This is a genomic window from Staphylococcus pettenkoferi, from assembly GCF_002902685.1.
Lineage (GTDB): Bacteria > Bacillota > Bacilli > Staphylococcales > Staphylococcaceae > Staphylococcus > Staphylococcus pettenkoferi.
Genome location: NZ_PPRN01000001.1, coordinates 42,790 through 62,514, shown reverse-complemented (window position 1 = coordinate 62,514; position 19,725 = coordinate 42,790). Strand labels below are relative to the sequence as shown.

Annotated in this window: 19 protein-coding genes; 14 read left to right on the top strand and 5 right to left on the bottom strand. The window is 37.8% G+C overall.

The annotated features are described in order from the left end of the window. Positions 1–8: 8 nt before the first annotated feature. From CD126_RS00305 to CD126_RS00295, 3 genes are all read left to right on the top strand, one after another. Complete coding sequence (locus tag CD126_RS00305; RefSeq protein ID WP_002472539.1) at positions 9–509, top strand: hypothetical protein; 501 nt, start codon at positions 9–11, stop codon at positions 507–509. A 330-nt stretch (positions 510–839) separates the two neighbouring features. Beyond that, positions 840–1,907, top strand: coding sequence for a YkvI family membrane protein (locus CD126_RS00300; protein WP_103369867.1), 1,068 nt, complete (start codon positions 840–842; stop codon positions 1,905–1,907). Between the two features lie 236 nt (positions 1,908–2,143). Beyond that, a complete protein-coding gene (locus CD126_RS00295) occupies positions 2,144–3,175 on the top strand; it encodes an alpha/beta hydrolase (protein WP_049408056.1) in 1,032 nt (343 codons plus the stop codon). An 88-nt stretch (positions 3,176–3,263) separates the two neighbouring features. Here the strand turns inward: CD126_RS00295 and CD126_RS00290 are convergent, their stop codons facing one another. Continuing rightward, on the bottom strand, positions 3,264–3,770 hold the full coding sequence (locus tag CD126_RS00290; protein ID WP_103369866.1) for a GNAT family N-acetyltransferase: 507 nt from the start codon (positions 3,768–3,770) through the stop codon (positions 3,264–3,266). Between the two features lie 709 nt (positions 3,771–4,479). On the opposite strand from CD126_RS00290, the gene CD126_RS00285 reads away from it, so the two are divergent. Together CD126_RS00285 and CD126_RS00280 are read left to right on the top strand one after the other, a co-directional pair. After that, the gene (locus tag CD126_RS00285) at positions 4,480–5,097 is read left to right on the top strand and encodes a DUF47 domain-containing protein (protein WP_049408058.1); all 618 of its coding nucleotides are present in this window, start codon (positions 4,480–4,482) and stop codon (positions 5,095–5,097) included. 13 nt (positions 5,098–5,110) lie between these two features. Beyond that, positions 5,111–6,127 (top strand): inorganic phosphate transporter, encoded by a 1,017-nt coding sequence (locus CD126_RS00280; RefSeq protein WP_103369865.1) that lies wholly within the window; start codon positions 5,111–5,113, stop codon positions 6,125–6,127. A 549-nt stretch (positions 6,128–6,676) separates the two neighbouring features. On the opposite strand, the gene CD126_RS00275 is transcribed toward CD126_RS00280, so the two are convergent. The 4 genes from CD126_RS00275 to CD126_RS00260 form a co-directional block, all read right to left on the bottom strand. Then, positions 6,677–7,150 (bottom strand): DMT family transporter, encoded by a 474-nt coding sequence (locus tag CD126_RS00275; protein WP_049408061.1) that lies wholly within the window; start codon positions 7,148–7,150, stop codon positions 6,677–6,679. An 11-nt stretch (positions 7,151–7,161) separates the two neighbouring features. Continuing rightward, positions 7,162–7,590: a DMT family transporter gene (locus tag CD126_RS00270; RefSeq protein WP_049408063.1), complete on the bottom strand. Its 429-nt coding sequence runs from the start codon at positions 7,588–7,590 to the stop codon at positions 7,162–7,164. A gap of 87 nt (positions 7,591–7,677) precedes the next feature. After that, the gene (locus tag CD126_RS00265; protein ID WP_049408064.1) at positions 7,678–8,007 is read right to left on the bottom strand and encodes an ArsR/SmtB family transcription factor; all 330 of its coding nucleotides are present in this window, start codon (positions 8,005–8,007) and stop codon (positions 7,678–7,680) included. Between the two features lie 331 nt (positions 8,008–8,338). Then, positions 8,339–9,175 carry a CHAP domain-containing protein gene (locus tag CD126_RS00260; protein ID WP_002472522.1) on the bottom strand — a complete coding sequence of 279 codons (837 nt, stop codon included), beginning with the start codon at positions 9,173–9,175 and terminating at the stop codon, positions 8,339–8,341. A 329-nt stretch (positions 9,176–9,504) separates the two neighbouring features. Between CD126_RS00260 and CD126_RS00255 the strand changes: the two genes are divergently transcribed. The 9 genes from CD126_RS00255 (at position 9,505) to CD126_RS00215 (ending at position 19,695) form a co-directional block, all read left to right on the top strand. After that, complete coding sequence (locus CD126_RS00255) at positions 9,505–10,173, top strand: Bax inhibitor-1/YccA family protein (RefSeq protein ID WP_049408066.1); 669 nt, start codon at positions 9,505–9,507, stop codon at positions 10,171–10,173. Between the two features lie 338 nt (positions 10,174–10,511). Next, on the top strand, positions 10,512–12,680 hold the full coding sequence (locus CD126_RS00250) for a helix-turn-helix transcriptional regulator (RefSeq protein WP_103369864.1): 2,169 nt from the start codon (positions 10,512–10,514) through the stop codon (positions 12,678–12,680). A gap of 154 nt (positions 12,681–12,834) precedes the next feature. Then, the gene (locus CD126_RS00245; RefSeq protein WP_002472520.1) at positions 12,835–13,194 is read left to right on the top strand and encodes a transcriptional regulator, SarA/Rot family; all 360 of its coding nucleotides are present in this window, start codon (positions 12,835–12,837) and stop codon (positions 13,192–13,194) included. A gap of 1,452 nt (positions 13,195–14,646) precedes the next feature. Next, entirely contained in the window at positions 14,647–15,366 is a 720-nt protein-coding gene (locus CD126_RS00240; RefSeq protein WP_103369863.1) for a YebC/PmpR family DNA-binding transcriptional regulator, read from the top strand. Positions 15,367–15,368: 2 nt separating this feature from the next. Then, positions 15,369–15,860 carry a cupin domain-containing protein gene (locus CD126_RS00235; protein ID WP_232620146.1) on the top strand — a complete coding sequence of 164 codons (492 nt, stop codon included), beginning with the start codon at positions 15,369–15,371 and terminating at the stop codon, positions 15,858–15,860. Positions 15,861–16,125: 265 nt separating this feature from the next. Next, complete coding sequence (locus tag CD126_RS00230; RefSeq protein WP_103369862.1) at positions 16,126–16,917, top strand: ribonuclease FAU-1 family protein; 792 nt, start codon at positions 16,126–16,128, stop codon at positions 16,915–16,917. 179 nt (positions 16,918–17,096) lie between these two features. After that, positions 17,097–17,957, top strand: coding sequence for a LysR family transcriptional regulator (locus tag CD126_RS00225; RefSeq protein WP_002472595.1), 861 nt, complete (start codon positions 17,097–17,099; stop codon positions 17,955–17,957). 35 nt (positions 17,958–17,992) lie between these two features. Next, positions 17,993–19,213, top strand: coding sequence for a sugar efflux transporter (locus tag CD126_RS00220; RefSeq protein ID WP_049408080.1), 1,221 nt, complete (start codon positions 17,993–17,995; stop codon positions 19,211–19,213). After that, positions 19,210–19,695 (top strand): DUF456 domain-containing protein, encoded by a 486-nt coding sequence (locus CD126_RS00215; RefSeq protein ID WP_049408082.1) that lies wholly within the window; start codon positions 19,210–19,212, stop codon positions 19,693–19,695. Before CD126_RS00220 ends, CD126_RS00215 begins: the two co-directional genes overlap by 4 nt. The last annotated feature ends 30 nt before the right edge of the window (positions 19,696–19,725 follow it).

Below are 19,725 nucleotides of genomic sequence, written 5' to 3'. Positions count from 1 at the left end.
ACATTGCCATGCAAGATTTGATAAAGAAACATGTCTTAAACGGCGAATTTGAATCACTGAAACAATTAATGTCCGAAACAGATTTTATGGATTTTGAAGAAGCATATATTTCAAGTGCCCACGAAGTTGAAAGTACGATGTTCTATACATGTATTTTAGATATGATGAAGCAAGAAGAAACGGCTGAATTACATGATTTGGCTTTCTTACTGCTCGTCTATCCTCTCAGTGACGTGAAAGGCGCTTTAGATTCAGCGTATTATCATGCTGAAGCTTCCATAAAGTTAACTGACGGCAAAGAGGTGAAGAGTCTCTTGCAGATGCTCTTACTTCACGCAGTACCAGAGCCTGTGATTTCTGATAAAAAGGCTATGGAAATTTCACGACAAATATTAAAGCTCGACCCATCCAATAACGTAGCGCGTAACGTCTTGAAAGATACAGCGAAACGTCTCGATAATGTGGTCGTTGATTTCGACGAACTCAACAATTATCGTAATGCGAAATAATATGTAGTAAATGTAAACAGAAGTGTTGGGTTAACAATACTTCTGTTTTTATTTTAACAATCTGTGACAAATGATTGAACAATTAATGAAGATGAATAAAAATACAAAAGCGATTCAGTTTTGTTTTTCTTACAACTGTAGTTATGGAGGATAGCGCTTTCATGAAGTGATTTTTAAAGAGTAAGATGAATTAATAAAATTTCATCAATATTCTTAAATCTTTTTAAAATAAGTGTATAAAAGCCGTAATATAACTTTTTTGAGGTTGCAAAAAGTTTAAAGTACGTTATAATTACGAAATGTGTTAACTAAGAGGAGGTTATAAATCACATGGGGTTGAATAAAGAAGCTATTAAAATTGGTTTCGCTTATGTCGGTATCGTTGTCGGTGCCGGATTCTCAACAGGACAAGAAGTTAAACAATTCTTCTCAGATTTTGGTTTATGGTCATACATTGGTGTTATCATCTCAGGTGTGATCTTGTCGTTCATTGGTCGTCAATGTGCGAAGATCGGTGTAGCCTTTGATGCTCAGAACCATGAATCTACATTAAGTTATGTTTTCGGTAAAAAATTCAGTAAAATCTTTGACTATATATTAGTCTTCTTCTTATTTGGTATCGCAGTAACCATGATTGCCGGTGCAGGTTCAACGTTACATCAAAGTTATGGTGTGCCTATTTGGCTAGGTTCACTTGCGATGACAATCGTTATTTACTTATCACTGATCATGGACTTTAATAAAATCGTTCGTGTATTAGGTATTGTTACACCATTCTTAATCGTAATGGTTGTAATTATCGCAGCTGTGTATCTCTTTAAAGGAGATATACCTCTTAACCAAGTCAATAACAACGTTCCAAGTCCAAGTATTTGGAAAGGTATTGGAATGGGTACTTTATACGGTGGCTTAGCCTTTGCAGTTGGATTTAGTACCATTGTTGTTATTGGTGGTGACGCTTCTAAACGTGGTGTTGCCGGAAGAGGTGCATTATTAGGCGGTATTATCTATACAGTATTACTAGCACTAATTAACTTTGCATTACAATCAGAGTACCCTCACGTTTCAGAGGCATCTATTCCAACAATTACATTAGCGAATGATGTTCATCCTATTTTAGGTATTATCTTATCAGTTATTATGCTTGCTGTTATGTATAATACAATTTTAGGTCTATTATATTCATTCGCAGCGCGTTTTACAGAACCATATAGTAAGAAATATCACATCTTCATCGTAATTATGTGTATTGTAGCTTACTTGTGTACATTCGTTGGATTCGAAGTACTCGTAAACAAATTATATAAAATTATGGGTGTTGTTGGTCTTGCAATCGTTATTGCAGTTATCGTTAAATACGTTATTAGAAAACGTCAAGATGAAGACCACATTGCATAATTTAATCTTAAGTCATCTCATCGTTCGCGATGGGATGGCTTTTTTATTATGGTCTAATTAGTAAAAAAGGTGGTACTGACAAGATGTCTTTTACCGTAAGATAGAACTTGAGAGAACTCAGTTATAATCGTCAAGAATAACTATACTTCACACACATAGTCATTTTAGTTAAGATAAAGTTAAGCTAACTCACGATAGCCGAGTGTATAAATACGATGTGAAGGGATACAGAAGCCATGAAGACAGAGAGACGATGGACGATGGTTACTTTCGTTATCATATTTATCGTCGTGTGTATCACTGCTGGCTTACTCAAGATACATTACGATCATGATCATAAGAAAGATACGAAAGAGAAAGTACAAATCAACAATAAGAATGTCAATGCTTTTACCAATATTAGATATAGTAAAGCGTATCCGAATAGTCGCTTGGATATCTTAACACCGACGTCGATGGATCACGATAACAAGCTGCCGGTCATCTTCTGGATGCACGGTGGCGGATTTATCGCGGGGGATAAGCAGTACAAGAACCCGTTGCTCGCGAAGTTGGCAGAACAAGGGTATATCGTGGTGAATATTAACTATGCGCTCGCGCCGAACAGCAAATATCCCGTTCAAATTAAACAAATTAATGATGCGATATCGTTTATTAAAGAGAACAAGCATGATTTGCCGATTAATTTCGATCAAGTCGTGTTTGGTGGCGATTCAGCAGGTGCGCAAATGTCGAGTCAATATGTCGCGATGCAGACGAATAAGTCGTTGAGAGACGAAATGCATTTCAAGCCACAATTTGACTCAGATCAGATTAAAGCAGCCATCTTCTATGGTGGTTTCTATGATATGAAGACCGTACGTGCGACAGAGTTTCCACGTATTCAATTGTTTATGGAAAGCTATACGGGTGAGCGTGATTGGGAGAACCAATTCAAGAATATTTCTCAAATGTCCACGATTAATCAAGTGACGGATGATTATCCGCCGACGTTCTTGTCTGTCGGAGATGTGGATCCATTCTTCAGTCAGAATAAGGCCTTTGCGAAGAAGTTAGAGGATACAGGTGTTCCGATTGATACGTTGTTCTATGATGGCAGCCATCACTTGCATCATCAGTATCAATTCCATCTGGATTTACCTGAGTCCAAGACCAATATCAAAGATACGCTGAAGTTTCTCAGTCGTAATACAGATTCCTCTGGTGTAGAAACAGATGTGAAGCCTGAGGATGAGAATGCTTACGGTGTAGAGTTAAATCCTTATTAGGTTAAAATAAGCCAACGTTGGAAGGATGCATGCGTAATTGCACTTGAGCGTCTCCAATGTTGGCTATTGTTATATAGAAGTGAGATGGCTAAAGTAAAAGTTTAGACATCACGTATTTATTGTAGTATTTGTGATCGATATATAATTTATCGCGTAATTCGCCTTCGATTTGATATCCTGCATTTTTAAATAATGTCACTGCTGTTGTGTTCTGAGGAACGACAGAGATTTCGATGCGACGAATGTGACGGTTGAGACACCATGCCTCAACAGAGTTGATGAGCGACTGTCCTAAGCCTTTCTCACGGTAATGCTTAATGACACCCATCGTAAATTTCGCTTCGTGTTTCGCACGCTCGAGATCCTCTGTCTCAACGATGGCATAACCGACGAGCTCCTCGTTGTACTCTGCGACGAAGATCGTATTAGATGGCGACGTAATGATGCGCTCGAGATTCGAGATGATTGTCGACTGAGAGGGCGCATATTCGCCAGGATTATATAACATGTAGTCAGCATCGTCATAGATTGAACTTAATAGCTTCGTAAATGCCTCTACATCTTGAATGCTTATTTCACGGATCAGATGTGCCAATCCAGTCACCTCATTTTCGGACTTTTTAACAGTTATTATTATATAAAATAACACTTTAAACACATATTTACTATAATTAAAGCAGAAGTTTTTGATCTTTTTACTAAAAATAATTTCTCATTAGATAAAAAGATGCCGTACAGCTATATTCTTCACTAAAACAGTCTAATGAGATAAAAAAGTGAGTTAAGTATCGAAAAAATGTTGGCTGAAGATTGTAGAGGGGACGGTTGAATTTGTACAATAGAGGTGTGGGAACGGCTTGATAAAGGTTGGTACTAATTTAAAGCTATCTAATTTTCAATCCTTACATTGTGAGGTGGAGATACAATTACAAAAAAGTGAGACAAAATCATACGTTAATCTGCATTATTGCTAGCGAGAAACTGTCTCGGATCTCGAATTATATTTAAGTGGCTTTTTAAGCGCTGATGAATTTCAACTTACTTCTTTAAGATTTTGTAAATTTAATTGTAGGATTGTTAATTTTGTGCTATTTTCAAGTAAGGCAAATCATCATTTATAGGGTGTTTTTATAGAAATAAATGATGCTCACACATCATCAGATACATAAATAACTACAGGTAATTGGATGAGTATACGCACCCCCATTTTACGCAGATAATTTGTCCCCTTAAAGTATTATCTAGTCGAGAAAGGTTTAATAAGTACAGGTGTTAAACACCTACAAAAATGGAGGATTATTTGAATGTTTAACAAGAAAAAAGACAAGTTCATGGTGCAACTTGAAGAAATGGTCTTTAACCTCGACCGTGCAGCAGTGGAATTTGGAAAGATGGACTTCAATACACATTTAGACTTGAAGGCGTATTCAGACAATATCAAGACGTATGAGTCACACGGAGACGAGCTCATGCATCAAGTGGTTTCTGATCTGAACCAAACGTTTATTACGCCAATCGAGCGTGAGGATATTCTGTCACTCAGTAACGCGATTGATGATGTCCTTGACGCGATTGAAGAAACGGCAGCAATGTTTGAGATGTACTCTATCGAATATACAGACGAGTACATGGCAGAATTTGTTGAGAACATTCAGAAAGCCATCGCTGAAATGAAGCTTGCGGTAGGCTTGCTCGTAGATAAGAAGCTCACACACATGCGTATTCACTCTATCAATATTAAAGAGTTTGAAACGAACTGTGATGGCATCTTACGTCAGTCTATTAAGCATATCTTCAACAGCGAAACTGATCCAATTACTTTGATTAAAATTAAAGAAATATACGAGAGCATGGAAGAAATTGCTGATAAATGTCAGGCAGTCGCAAATAACTTTGAAACAATTATCATGAAAAATAGCTAAGGAGTCCTCAATTATGGATTATATTCTAGTTGTCACGATAGTGATCGTCATCTTCTCACTCGTCTTTGACTTTATCAACGGGTTCCATGATACTGCGAACGCTGTAGCAACAGCTGTTTCAACTCGTGCATTAACACCGCGTACAGCTATCATGTTAGCAGCCGTGATGAACTTCATCGGTGCGCTGACATTCACAGGGGTAGCTGGTACGATTACGAAAGATATCGTCGATCCATTTAAACTTGAGAACGGCTTGATTGTCGTCTTATCAGCAATACTTGCTGCGATTATTTGGAACTTGGTGACGTGGTTCTATGGTATTCCAAGTTCGTCATCTCACGCGTTGATCGGTGCTATCGCAGGTGCTGCCATCGCATCTCAACGTTCATTTGATGTCTTGCATTACCAAGGTTTTACGAAGATTATCATCGTACTTTTATTATCACCATTAATCGCATTCTGTGTCGGTTTCTGTATTTATTCTATCGTCAAAGTGGTCTTCAAGAATGCGAACTTAACTAAGACGAATCGTAACTTTAGATTCTTCCAAATCTTCACAGCTTCTCTGCAATCATTCTCACACGGTACCAATGATGCGCAGAAATCGATGGGGATTATTACCCTCGCTTTAATTGTTGCGAACTTACAGCACGGCCCAAGTGTTGAACCGCAACTATGGGTTAAAGTTGCCTGTGCGACAGCGATGGGTCTAGGTACAGCCATCGGAGGTTGGAAGATTATCAAGACCGTGGGCGGTAATATCATGAAGATTCGCCCAGCGAACGGTGCAGCAGCAGACTTGTCTTCTGCGCTCACAATCTTCGTAGCGTCATCTTTACACTTCCCACTGTCAACGACACACGTTGTATCTTCATCTATCCTTGGTGTGGGTGCGTCAAACCGTGTTAAAGGTGTGAAGTGGACGACTGCACAACGTATGATTATTACGTGGGTCATCACATTGCCGATTTCAGCGTTATTAGCGGCAATCGTGTACTTTATCGTTAATTTCTTCTTTAACTTAATATAAAGCGTCTAGACGTTGTTTGTCTCTCTTGAGTGAATAGGGGAGGCAAGCAACGTTTTTGTGTTGTGAGGGGTTCAATTAAAAGGTAGGGGTTACAATATTTCGCACTCTCATTCGTATGTTCACCTAGTTTGCTTAAATATTTAGAGATCAATTGTTGCATTTCTTTAGCAAATTCAGGTGGGACCCATCGACTACTCTGTACTTTATTCTTAATGAAATTAGTCGCAATTATATTTAAGTGTCGTCTCGGTTAGTTTATAGTTTCATCCACCAGTTTCTTCGCTAGCTGCAAAGTGATCTTGTTCGCTCATCAAATCAATCATATTTTCTTCATTATTAATAGTGGGGGTAAGTTTTGCATTTTCTAGCTACTTCGTTCTGAATAGACCGACTTGCATGCATTAATCTCAGACCCTTTATTTTGGCTAGTGTAAAAAATGAGTGGTTAATTATTAACCACTCATAGTTCAAAAATAAAGTCGAAATATAGTTGCTATATATTTAATTTTATGTTCACTCACATAATCTAAAATTTATTTTACTTAAAAACTAATCAGTATTTGTATAAGACTTCTTAGTATCTTTTGTATTACCTTTATATATAAAGTAAAGCGCAACGAACATAAATAGCAATCCAACAAAACGTTTTATATCAAAGGGAATGACTAAACTATTAAACCAACCAAAATTATCAATAACTATACCAGCAATGAGTTGTCCTACAATAATAGTAATATTAGCTGCAATAATTCCTATACTAGGAACTGCTATAACAGAAAAAAGTACAAATAGTATTCCGAAGAAAACTGCACTTAACTGCCAAACAGGAACTTTAAAAATAGCCAGTATATTTCCATGCCCAAAGAATAGAACAATAATTGTTAAAAGCATTGCACCAGTAATAAAAGTTAAAAATGTAGTTTCAATTGTTCCAGCCTTTCTACTGAATGTACCATTAATAGCTGATTGCGTTCCTAATGCCACACCGCTAAATAAAGTTAAAAAAACAATAATTATTCCCATTTTTAGTCCTCCTAGTTGATTAAAATAAGCGAAATTACCATTGAAATGATAGCAAATATTTTCTCTTTATTGATTTCAGATTGTTCACTACCAAGCCAACCAAAATGCTCTATAATCATACTAATTATTAGCTGACCTATAATTACGGAAACCATTGTTATACCAACACCCACGAATGGAATGCTAATTACAATAGCTGTTAAATAAATAACGCCTAAAACGCCACCCAATAACTTCCATTTAGGATCCTCAACTGCGTATGAAATTTTTCCTTTACCAAAAAATAAACAAAGTAAACCCAAAATAATAGTTCCTACAGAAAAATTATAAAAACTGGCTTCTAACTGCCCGATTGTTTTACCTAATTCACCATAAATAGCTCCTTCAAAACTAAGGGATACTCCTGCTAATAAAGCAAAAATATATCCAATATAACGCATTGATTATTTCCTCCTTTTATATGAATATTTGTATATCTAGGAATTTCGATATAAGAAAACGAAAAATAAACAGAAATCCACTCACTTTTAGATTTCTGTTTTAAAATAATTAGATAACCATTTTAAAGTTTCTTCGTTACGCTGATAATAAGTCCATTGTTCATCACGTACAGATTTTAATAAACCGGCATTTTGCATAAGTGATAAGTACTGAGAAATAGTAGATTGTGAAACATTAGCTTTTTCTTGTATCTTTCCAACACAAATGCCTCTTTTTTTAGAATCGTGATCAACAAAGATATAAGGTTTTTTATCTGAATCTTCTTTAGGAAAATATTTATCAGGATCTTTCAACCACATCAAAATATTAAGCCTGGTTTCGTTGGACAATGCTTTGAAAATATTTATTGTATTCATAGTTCAAAGTATATATGAAATTCGATATATGTCAATATAAGCTAACCCAAAAAATCTTGAATTGACACTACCCAAACTCAAATTGTTTTTGCAATTGCTATTTGATTGCGTTTAAAGCCGATTACCTTTAATTAAACGGTTTGTAAAACTAAACTAGACTCTTACATAAAATAAAAAGGCTATCAGTGTAAAAATCAATTTTATAATCACCGTAAAATAAAACGAATTTAACCAGTAGAATTTCAAATAAAAAAGACACGTCTTATCTACTTTCACCGCATACAACACAACAGTGAAGTGGATAAATGACGTGTCTCTCTTTCTCATCTAATTAATGAATATAGCTATAGCTAGAAGCTTGTGATGCTGGGATAGTGCGGTAGCCTACTGTGCCTGGTGGTGTGTTGTAGTTCATTTCTGAAACAAGCACACTGCCGTCAGGATTAACTTGTTCTACGTAAGCTACGTGGCCTACTGGGCCTTCAGTTGTTTGTAAGATTGAACCTACTGCTGGAGAATTGTCTACACGGAAACCATCAGCTTGTGCTTTAGTTGCCCAACCTTCAGCGTTATACCAGTAAGTACTGATAGGTTTGCCAGTTTCTTGACGACGGTTGAATGCGTGCCAAGTACATTGACCCCAGTCGTAAAGGTTTGAATCGTTAAATGTAGGTGTATCTTGGTCTGAAATGTCTGTAGCGCCACCAGAACCGCCTGAACCTACATTTGGTGTAGAGTTATTTGAAGATCCATTAGGAATCTTTAATGTTTGGTTTGGTGAAATTAAATAACCATTAAGGTTGTTCGCTTGCATTAAGGCATCAACAGAAACACCGTATTTGTTAGCGATAATGTTTAGTGATTCGCCTGCTTGAACAGTGTGTGAAGAAGCACCAGATGACTGAGCAGTACCGTTTGAACTAGCACTTGCTCCTTGAGCTCCGCTGCCACCACCGATATTGATCACTTGGCCTGGGAAGACCATGTTATTGTTCAAGTTATTGCTTTGTTTCAATTGATCTGGTGTCGTATTGTACTTGTTAGCGATTGACCATAATGACTCTCCTGATTGCACTGTGTGTTGCGTAGAAGCGTCTGCATCATGATGCGCTAAAGCTGCAGCAGCGCCAGACGCAGCTGTTACTGCAAATGCTACTTTCTTTTTCAAAAGTACTCCTCCTTCAACTTGTTAACACAAGAATTGTGATTTACTAATTGATTTATAACCCATACTAACAAAATTAATCCGATTTGTGTATGTTGTTATAAAGATGTAATATTGCAATAATTTAAAGTCAAATATTTTAAATATAAAAAGCCTTGTTTTGCGCATGGCAATAAGTTATCGCAAAGATTTATGAATATTAGGTATTAATAATGTTGTAACATTTAATATAAAGTATTACATAAAGTAATATGGCAAGCATCACATGATATGTTTCATGACTATTAAAATAGTGAATCATATAATTAAGACTAAAGTAAGGAGTGAAACGTGTGTCAGAAACTACACATTCAGCATCGTCCAAGCATCAACATCAGAAACAATCCCAGTCTAAGTCTCAATCCAAATCCTATGGTAAGGTTTGGCTGTTCTTCGTATATTATTGGATTATCTTCGGTATCGGCTGTTATTTCGGACAATATTTACCTATGTCCTGGCGCCAGCCGTTATCCTTTGCGCTATTAGTCCTCGTTTTAATCACGTTGTTCGTGAAACGCGCACGTAAATATGGTATCGTTATTTCTCATATTTACACCATCGTATTAGGATTATTATCCTACGCGACTTTTACGTATTACTTACAAAGCTTAGGAGCTGAAGTCTTCTATAAGAACGTTGCGTTAGCTATCGTAGCGTTTATCGTCTTCGGCTTAATCGGTTATTTCCTTATTAATGATGCATCTGGAATGGGACGCTATCTCTTCGTGACTTTAATCGCCTTGATTATTGCGAGTATCGTCGGAATCTTTATTCATAACCCGATTCTGCATACGGTCATTATGGTAGTCGGCTTACTCCTATTCCTGATGTATACGATTTATGATTTTAACCGCATGAAACGAGGTTCCTTTACCCCTAGAGAACTTGGCTTTAATCTATTCTTAAACTTACTGCATATTATCAAGTACGTATTGCGTATCGCTAATCGTTTGAGAAAGTGATGCACTGACCATCAAGACGCACTAACCTACTAGATACAATGGAAAAGTTAGGGCAACATTGTTGAAGTGATAATTCGAGAAGTTGTCCTAGCTTTTTTCGTTATTCTCCACTCAAGTTCATTCATTATTCAATTGATAGAGTCACATTTGATATAAGATATAATGATTTGTTAAATAAAATACTAGGTAATCGTTTAATGTATAAGTTATAATAATAGTTCATACTCAATAAGTTGAGAATAGAAAGATTGTTACCTATTGCCTATCGCTTCACATTTGTCAGTCGCACTTCGCTCCTTTCATACATATGAAGATCATATATTAAAAGAGGTTCTACTATGAAAACACAATGCTTGCAATTATTAACTGAGAAGCACTATCCCACAGCACGATGTATTGACGGCATATTGCTATTTCTACCGCTCCAAGGCACTCTCGATATACATAGCATTTCCAAAGTTCATTCCGTAACAGACGATTTCATACTGATTAACGATGTTGAAACGTACCAAATTTCTCAGAACGGTACTTGCATTATGTTGTATATTGCGAGTGACTGGTTTGAGAAGGTGGGCGTAAATTTCTTTGATTACAAATACATTATCAACTTAATTCAATCGACGAATGAAATCATGCGTAAGATGTTACAGCTCGCCCATGCGCAACTGACGGATACGTTGACTGAAGCGCAGTTCGAGAAATGGATGACGGATATCGTCCAAATTATTGTCGATGAAGCTAAGATTAATGCGTCTATTGTCAATCAGCATTTGAACTATACAGGATATGGTAAGTTTGGTGAAATTCTCGAATATATCTTTAATCACTTGCCAGACAAACTGACACTGAGCGCGCTATCAGAGAAATTATATATTTCGAAATCTAATATTTCCGGCCAGTTCTACAACGTGTTAGGTATTGGTGTGAAGCACTATGTTGACTCGATACGTATCGCTAGTTCAATGCGTTATTTAATCGGCAGAAATCATACCTTAGAGGAAATTTCTGAGCAGTGTGGATTCAGTAATGGCGCAAGTTATAGTAAAAAGTTTAAAGCCTATATTGGTGTTTCGCCGAATGATTATCGTAATTTAGATAAATCACAGAAAGTCGTTCATCTTGCTACGGCGCAAGAACGTCACTATGACGAGGAAACGTTACTCTCACTTATTAATGACAAAGCGATGCAATGCAGTAGTACGAGTGATATTCGCATTGATGAGGGCAATCCGAAATCATACCGTCCATGTTGTAATGTGCTACAAATTTACACGGTAGCCGAGATGAAAAAACTATTTTTAGAAGACTTTACATTTTATCGCACAGAAGCAAGTGAACATATCATCTTCTATTGTCTAGTTGATGCGAAAGCGCTAACTTATGAACTCACTGAAGAGGAGAAACATCAAATAACGAGCAGTTTATTAGAGAACCAACTGAGTATTACGTTTCGTATTAATTCTAAAGAAGATCTTCATTGGCATCTTGAGTGTTTATGGCCACTCGTGAAACGCACGATTGAAGGTAACGACAAGTTGACGAAAGAAGCGGCGCAAGGTTTCGCTTATATCTTTAATTTAGCGACGATGGATTTGAAGACAATTTACCGTCATTTGATTCATATGCAGAATTACAATTTCCAAGTTGATTTCGGAATTGATATCACAGATTTATTGAATCAGCCGACTGAATTTAAGCAATTAGAAGCACAACTTAAACGCATTAACTTTAAATATTACTTTATCGATAATGCACGGTTGAATCCTCCATATCTTGTTGAAGATTCAGAACAAGTGCTGACGAAACAGCTCGTTCATTTTACCAATATTAAAGACATCATACAGCGGATGGATATTGATGATCAGAAATACTTCTTGCTCAACTTAGAGAATCGTCTGCTTTCAAACGACCAGATTGCCGAACTGATGGATAGTCCGCCGATTCTGATGGAGATGTTGAAGGAGACGTGGAATAGCTTTGGTGGTATCGGTGTGGAGCTGTTTCAGCAGCTAAGCGGACGTGAACATCTCTATCTTTATGATAAAAATGGCTTTAGCTCCGTACTCAATATCTTGCTCCATCGTTTCTTAGAGTTGGAGGATATTAAGCTCAGAGATTATGGCCACTATATCGTTGCGATGCAGGAAGAGAAGGTCACGATTTATATCTATGACTGGCGCATTCTTGAAGGTGAAGCGCTAGATCGTAAAGCGTTGCCCGCACGGATGACGATGGACATTCAGCACAGTATTATCAATGGGAATCATCTGATTTATAGTGAGAACTTTGATGGTAAGCAAGGTAATATTAACCAAATCGTACCGTCGAGCTTGAGAGACAAGTACGAGTGGTCGACGCCGCTTGTGAAGAAGATTGAGCAATTTAATCAACCTCAGTTCGAAATCTTTGAACATGATTTTAGTCAGTCGACTTTAGAGTTTAAATTGCATTACAATAGTGTGCGCATTATGCATATTTTTAAAAACGCACAGACGGATAAATTCTAAAACTATTTGCTCATCGCTATATGTTTGTTACAACTTAATTTGAGGTTATTCGTAATTATGACAAAGGAATAGAAACAAATAGCAAAGACAAGGCCTCCTATTATAAGAGAAAATGGTATATAGACTGCCTACTTATAACGGGAGGTGTAACAACATGAATTCTGAGAAGAAGGCGAAGTTGCTTGAAGTTTATAAGAAGTACAAAGGTTTGATGGATTTTCTAAGTACTCATTATAAATTATCAATCAATGATCTAGCGATTTTGGAAGTAATTGAAGAGAATTGTAGTAAGCAAAATATGTTGATGCAACCTTTCTTGAAGATTGCCACGAAAGAGCTGGATTTGAGTCGTACTAAAGTGTTAGCCTCTATTCGCAAGTTGATTAATCAAGACCGTGTGAGTAAAGTGCGTTCTGAGGAGGATGAGCGTAAGGTTCATCTGTTCATGGATGAAGGGAATGCGCAGCGGTACCGTGATTTGTTGGATGAGGTTGAGGCTTTTATAGATAAATAACATCTTTGGTAATGAATCTTTGTATTTTTAGAATTGCTACTGTTGTTTGGGAGTGAACAGTAGCAATTTTTTGTGCTCTGTTATTTTATGTTTAGTTGAACTAATATAGTGTTTATTACTGTTAGTTCTATTTGGTTGTTTCGTTCTAATTTGTTCTTACTAATTATGGTGTTTATTTCTGTTTGTTCTATTTTAGTGTCTTGTACTAATTTTACTATGTCTTCGACATAGGATTGCTTATTGGGGAGATAGTGGAATGTATGGCTGAGACTCTAAAACACGCTTGCCAAGGGGACGACCTCAACTAATTTTCGCTTTTGTTGCAAGCGAAAATGGATTTTCGGTTTCGTCTTGGGTCCCTCAGGCGTCGCGTTTGAGGCTAGACGCCATAGGTGTAGTGCCTGGCGCAATCCTGTGTCTTAATGTAGTGATGACAAAGAATCTAAGTTCACAATAATTGAAAGTTACTGTTCACAACACAACAATAGCTTTATTTTTTTTGGTGAGAATAGGGTGTGCGGTTCTAAATAAAGGGCTTCTAAATATAATGAATTAGTACTAACCATATTGTAGTTAGTGTTAAATGGAAATAATGTTTTATGTCTTACGACATAGGATTGCTTATTGGGGAGATAGTGGAATGTATGGCTGAGCCTCTAAAACGCGCTTGCCAAGGGGACGACCTCAACTAATTTTCGCTTTTGTTGCAAGCGAAAATGGATTTTCGGTTTCGTCTAGGATCCCTCAAGCGTCGCGTTTGAGGCTAGACGCCATAGGTATAATGTCTGGCGCAATCCTGTGTCTGAATATAGTAATAGTAAAGAATTTAAGCTCATAATAATTGAAAGTTACTGTTCACAACACAACAGTAGCTTTATTTTTGGGTGAGAATAGGGTGTGCGGTTCTAAAGCTATAGTTTCTGTTCTCAAACGCACATACTTATAAAGTTAAAGTTAAGGAGAGGGTGTTTCTTTCTAAAGATATAGTTTCTTTCCTTACATAAACTTCTGCTATTTTAGAGTTAAGGAAGAGAGTGTATTATTCTAAGTTAAAGTTTCCGTTATTGCACTCACATACTAGCTATTCTAGGGATGGGGAAAGGAGTGTCTTCTACTAAATGAAAGTCCACCATGATTCACACAATCGCTTTATTATTATGTTAATAAAGTAATAGGTGGTTAAGTCGAAGATGGTGTCTGTAGTCGTTTAAGATGTGGAGATTTTCTAAATCTAGTTACTCTCACAAGTTTAGGATTACGCTTCTGAAGATCTCTGTCCTGCTTGCAAGCGAGAGTCATAACATTGAAAATTAAATGCACATTAACTTATATCACACTCATTTTACTCAACATATTAAAACTGGAATCAACGTCTACGTCTAGGTTATGGCTTGTGTATGATGTATAATATATAATGATAATTAGTAGTGAAATAGAAAGCGAGATGACATTATGGGTCGTAAATGGAATAATATTAAAGAGAAGAAAGCCCAAAAAGATAAAAATACGAGTAGAATTTATGCGCGCTTTGGTAAGGAGATTTATGTAGCGGCGAAATCGGGTGAGCCGGATCCGGAATCTAACCAAGCGTTGCGTTTAACGTTGGAGAAGGCGAAGACGTATTCTGTTCCGCGTCATATTATTGATAAAGCGATTGAGAAGGCGAAAGGTGGCGGCGAAGAGAATTATGACCACCTTAGATATGAGGGCTTTGGTCCGAGTGGTTCTATGATCATCGTGGATGCGTTGACGAATAATGTGAATCGTACGGCTTCGGATTTACGTGCGGCTTTCGGTAAGAATGGTGGGAACATGGGTATTTCTGGTTCGGTGACTTACATGTTTGACCACACGGCGACGTTTGCTTTTGAGGGTGATGACCCTGATGCGGTGCTTGAATCCTTGATGGAACAAGATGTGGATGTACGTGATATCGTGGATCAAGATGGGCTTATCGTAGTGTATGCGGAGCCTGATCAATTTGCTCAAGTTCAAGAGGCTTTAAAACAGTATGGTGTGACGGACTTTGAGGTGGCTGAGTTTGAAATGTTGCCACAGAATGAAGTGACGTTATCTGCAGATGATCAAACGCAATTTGAGAAATTAATCGATGCGATTGAAGAGTTAGAAGATGTTCAAAACGTATTCCATAACGTGGAGCTCACAGATTAATGATTGTTGAAGCGAAGCGCTGGGTTGAGCAGCTTGGATTGAATGCTCATCCTGAAGGTGGGTATTATAAAGAGATTATTAAGGATGAAAGTCGCCCATCAGAACGTCCTGCTTATACGAGTATTTACTTTCTTCTAACTCAATCGAATATTTCTCATTTTCATCGTATTGATTCAGATGAAATTTGGTATTATCATGCGGGTGATTCGTTAACTGTTCATATGATTCATCCAGATGGGAAGTATGAGAAAGTAACGATTGGCCCAAATATCGATCAAGGTGATGTGTTGCAATACGTGGTTCCTAAAGGGACGATATTTGGTTCGAATATTGAGGATGGCGACTATGCGTTGGTAGGTTGCATGTGCCAGCCTGGCTTTGATTTTAATCAATTTGAGTTGTTCAGTAAGGAAACGCTCAACGACCAATATCCTCATTTGAAAGAAGTTAATGACATTATGGCTTTAGATGCGCAAGATTTAGAAGAGGCATAAGCACGAGTAGAGATAGATTTCGCACAGGCGGAGTCTATCTCTTTTTATAAATAAAATGAAAGGGAGGGTGGCCATAACAATGAAGCATACAGAAACGACCCACGTACCTACTCTCCTGTGGAAGTTGACGAAATGTTAGGTCTGTAAAACCCATAATTTTAACCTACTACGCCAGAGAATATATGAAATAATTCGTGGGACATATAAGACAGAGGATGACATAGGGAAAGCACTTCTATATAATTAATATCAAGGAGTGATGGCAGTGAAAGTAAAATATATCGATAAACGTCACTGGCGTCGTATTATAGATAGAGATTATACCGAAGTTAGAGTTAACAACAATAAGTTTAAAGGCATTATCGGCTTGGTTGAGATGCACAAGGTGCGAGATCCTCTCGAGGTATCGGTGGTCAACCGCAATATTATCGTGGCTGATGATGGCTATCAATGGTTACAGATTCTGCCTGACAAGAAACGCTATAGTATTACAGTGATGATGGATGACCAAGGGAATCCGCTTGAGTATTATTTCGATATTAATATCAAGAATATTACGCAACGTGGGCATGCGCGTACACTTGATCTCTTCTTAGATGTCTTGGTCTTACCTAATGGTGAGTATGAGCTCGTTGATGAAGACGACTTATTGCGCGCCCTCAACGACGCAGAGATTACGAACAAGCAATATCATGAGGCGTATGTAATCGCGCATCAACTCATGATTAAGATCGACGCTGATTTTCCTGCAATGCAAGATAAGATTATGTATTGTTTTCATAAAATAAAACAAAAAGCGCAGGGACGTCATTCGAAATTTCGAAATAAATTTAAGCCGAAACATCGTAAAGACCGTAATCAGAAATCACATACTACGCGTGCGCAACAATCACATTTTAAAAATAAAAATAATCATAAGCCACAACGTAAAAATAAAGGACAGTGGCAACGTCATAATAATGAACAGCAGCACAATGACAGCAAGCAGCAAACTCGGACTGTGAAGAAAGAGCAACCTAAGACTTTGAAAGATTACTCTAAGTTTATTCGTAAATAGCGCAACACTCACACGTGAGCCTGTCATCTCAGGGCATAGGATACAAGGTGAAGTTGAAGTGATCGCAAATTTCAATTAACGAAGGGTTATTCTTGATAGAAGCATAAGGTTTAAGAATTTAATTAATAATGTTCTAAAGATAAGTCAGAATATCTGAAAAGTTGTTATAGGGGGAAACTATGAAGATAGAAGATTATCGTTTACTGACTACACTGAATGAAACCAAGACTTTGCGCAAAGCAGCTGAGATTCTCTACATATCTCAACCCGCAGTAACCCAACGTTTGAAAGCCATTGAGAGTGCGTTTGGCGTAGACATTTTTATCCGTACGAAGAAGCAGCTGATTACGACGACGGAAGGGGCTATGATCATCGAGCATGCGAAGGATATGCTGAATCGTGAGCGTCTCTTCCGCGATAAGATGCAAGCGCATATCGGGGAGGTCAATGGGAAGATTTCGATTGGTTGTTCCTCTCTTATTGGGCAAACGTTATTACCTGAAGTACTCAATCTCTATACACGCCAATTTCCAAATGTAGAAATACAAGTTCAAGTTGGCTCCAGTGAACAAATTAAAGCAAATCACAAAGATTATCATGTCATGATTATTCGCGGTAACAAGATTATGAATTTGAGTAATACGCATCTTTATAATGATGAGCATTACTTTATTTACCCGCGTGATCGTAAAGAACAAGTGAGCAATTTGCCATTTATTGAGTTTCAAGCTGATCCGATTTATATTAATCAAATTAAAGATTGGTACAGTCAGCATCTCGGGCAAGATTATCACGCAATGATTACGGTGGACCAAGTGGCGACATGTAAAGAAATGTTGCTGAATGGCGTAGGTGTGACGATTCTGCCGGAAATTATGATGAAACACATCGATCAAGAACAATTTGCGACGCAACGTGTGCATCTTGGTCAAGATCCACTGATTCGTTCGACTTTCCTTAGCTATGATTCAAGTATGGTGCAGTTGCCGCAAGTCGATTCGTTTATCAACTTAGTCATGGAGTATGTGAAGAAATCGTAAGGATCTTTGTTTGCCGCTAGACGAGGAGGACTACAATGTTTAAAGAACTATTACATATAAAGAACTATAAATTATTTGTAGTCAATATGATGTTATTAGGGATAGGTATCGCCATTACCATCCCTTTTCTCGTCTTATTTGCTACGAAAGAGTTAGGGATGTCGCGTCCACAGTTTGGTTTGTTGCTCGCAGCGGCTGCCGTGAGTCAATTCACTGTCAATGCCATAGTGGCGCGTTTCTCTGATACGCATACAATTAACCGTAAATTTTTAGTTATCTGTGCGCTCTTCATGGGTGCGATGAGTTTCGGACTCTACTTCTATATACATAACAAGTGGCTCTATCTCGTGTTGTACGCGTTATTCCAGGGCTTATTTGCGCCTGCTATGCCACAAATGTACGCGTCAGCTCGTGAAGCGATTAATCAGTCATCATTACGTGATCGAGCGAAGTTTGCGAATGCTGTCTTGAGATCGATGTTCTCCTTTGGATTCGCATTCGGTCCGTTTATTGGGTCGTTCTTTATTGATGCGCAAGGTTTCTCCGGTCTCTTCGCAGGGACGATTACGATTGTGCTTTTCACCTTACTTCTGCAAGTCTTTTTCTTTAAAAATGTACAAACACAACATCAAGTCTCTACGCAAACTCATGTCGAAGCGAAAGCCCCCAATATGTTGAAGAATTTGCCACTACTTATCCCATTTATTGGGTTTATCTTATTACATATTGGGCAATGGATGTATACGATGAATATGCCTTTATTTATTACGGATTATCTTCATGACACAAGCCGCTATGTGGGCGTGCTTGCAGGTATTTGTGCAGGTTTAGAAGTGCCCTTCATGATTGTCTTAGGCGTGTTGTCATCTAAGGTAGGTACACGTCCTTTACTCATGCTAGGCGGTCTGAGTGGAAGTGTCTTCTTCGCTAGTATAGGCATATTCGATAGCATCATTGCGATGATTATAGGTCAAATCTTCTTGGCCTTCTTCCTAGCGATTCTGTTAGGACTTGGCATTACTTACTTCCAAGACATTCTTCCTGATTTCCCGGGTTATTCTTCAACATTATTCGCCAATGCGATGGTCATTGGTCAGCTATGTGGGAATTTACTCGGTGGAGTGATGAGTGACTTGGTAGGTTTAGGTCAAGTCTTCTTTGTCTCTGCAACATCGCTTTTGCTAGGAGTTATACTAATCTTTTTCACACAAGACCAGCAGTTTACTAAAAAAGACAATGGAGTAGATAACGCATGACAGTCATATTATGGTTACTCATTATTGCGGCGTTCGTCGTCGCATTTATCGGGTTAATTAAACCGATTATCCCGTCCTTACCTTTCTTATGGATTGGATTCTTAATCTATCAATTTGGTATGCACAACGGTCATCTTTCGTGGATCTTCTATGCCGCGATGATTGTGTTTACAGTATTTATTCTGCTCGCTGATTTCTTGATGAATAAATATTTCGTCAACAAATTTGGCGGTTCGAAGACGAGCGAGTGGGTCGCGTTGATTGGTGTGATCGTGGGTTGTTTCGTCTTCCCACCATTTGGCATTATCATCATTCCTTTCATCGCTGTATTTGTAGTTGAAATGATTCAAGAACCGAATTTCACGAAAGCATTGAGCGCGAGCTTCGGTTCGATTGTCGCATTCTTAGCGAGCACAGCGGCACAAGCATTAATCATGGTCATTATGGTGATTTGGTTCTTGCTTGATGCGCTTGTGTTTTAACTATTGAGGATAAAATGAATGATAGGCCAG

Bases quoted from the DNA above. Each gene is read 5' to 3' on its own strand.
- CD126_RS00300 (WP_103369867.1), top strand. From the start codon at position 840: ATGGGGTTGAATAAAGAAGCTATTAAAATTGGTTTCGCTTATGTCGGT.
- CD126_RS00275 (WP_049408061.1), bottom strand. From the start codon at position 7,150: ATGGGAATAATTATTGTTTTTTTAACTTTATTTAGCGGTGTGGCATTA.
- CD126_RS00305 (WP_002472539.1), top strand. From the start codon at position 9: ATGCAAGATTTGATAAAGAAACATGTCTTAAACGGCGAATTTGAATCA.
- CD126_RS00240 (WP_103369863.1), top strand. From the start codon at position 14,647: ATGGGTCGTAAATGGAATAATATTAAAGAGAAGAAAGCCCAAAAAGAT.
- CD126_RS00225 (WP_002472595.1), top strand. From the start codon at position 17,097: ATGAAGATAGAAGATTATCGTTTACTGACTACACTGAATGAAACCAAG.
- CD126_RS00280 (WP_103369865.1), top strand. From the start codon at position 5,111: ATGGATTATATTCTAGTTGTCACGATAGTGATCGTCATCTTCTCACTC.
- CD126_RS00285 (WP_049408058.1), top strand. From the start codon at position 4,480: ATGTTTAACAAGAAAAAAGACAAGTTCATGGTGCAACTTGAAGAAATG.
- CD126_RS00265 (WP_049408064.1), bottom strand. From the start codon at position 8,007: ATGAATACAATAAATATTTTCAAAGCATTGTCCAACGAAACCAGGCTT.
- CD126_RS00220 (WP_049408080.1), top strand. From the start codon at position 17,993: ATGTTTAAAGAACTATTACATATAAAGAACTATAAATTATTTGTAGTC.
- CD126_RS00270 (WP_049408063.1), bottom strand. From the start codon at position 7,590: ATGCGTTATATTGGATATATTTTTGCTTTATTAGCAGGAGTATCCCTT.
- CD126_RS00295 (WP_049408056.1), top strand. From the start codon at position 2,144: ATGAAGACAGAGAGACGATGGACGATGGTTACTTTCGTTATCATATTT.
- CD126_RS00245 (WP_002472520.1), top strand. From the start codon at position 12,835: ATGAATTCTGAGAAGAAGGCGAAGTTGCTTGAAGTTTATAAGAAGTAC.
- CD126_RS00250 (WP_103369864.1), top strand. From the start codon at position 10,512: ATGAAAACACAATGCTTGCAATTATTAACTGAGAAGCACTATCCCACA.
- CD126_RS00215 (WP_049408082.1), top strand. From the start codon at position 19,210: ATGACAGTCATATTATGGTTACTCATTATTGCGGCGTTCGTCGTCGCA.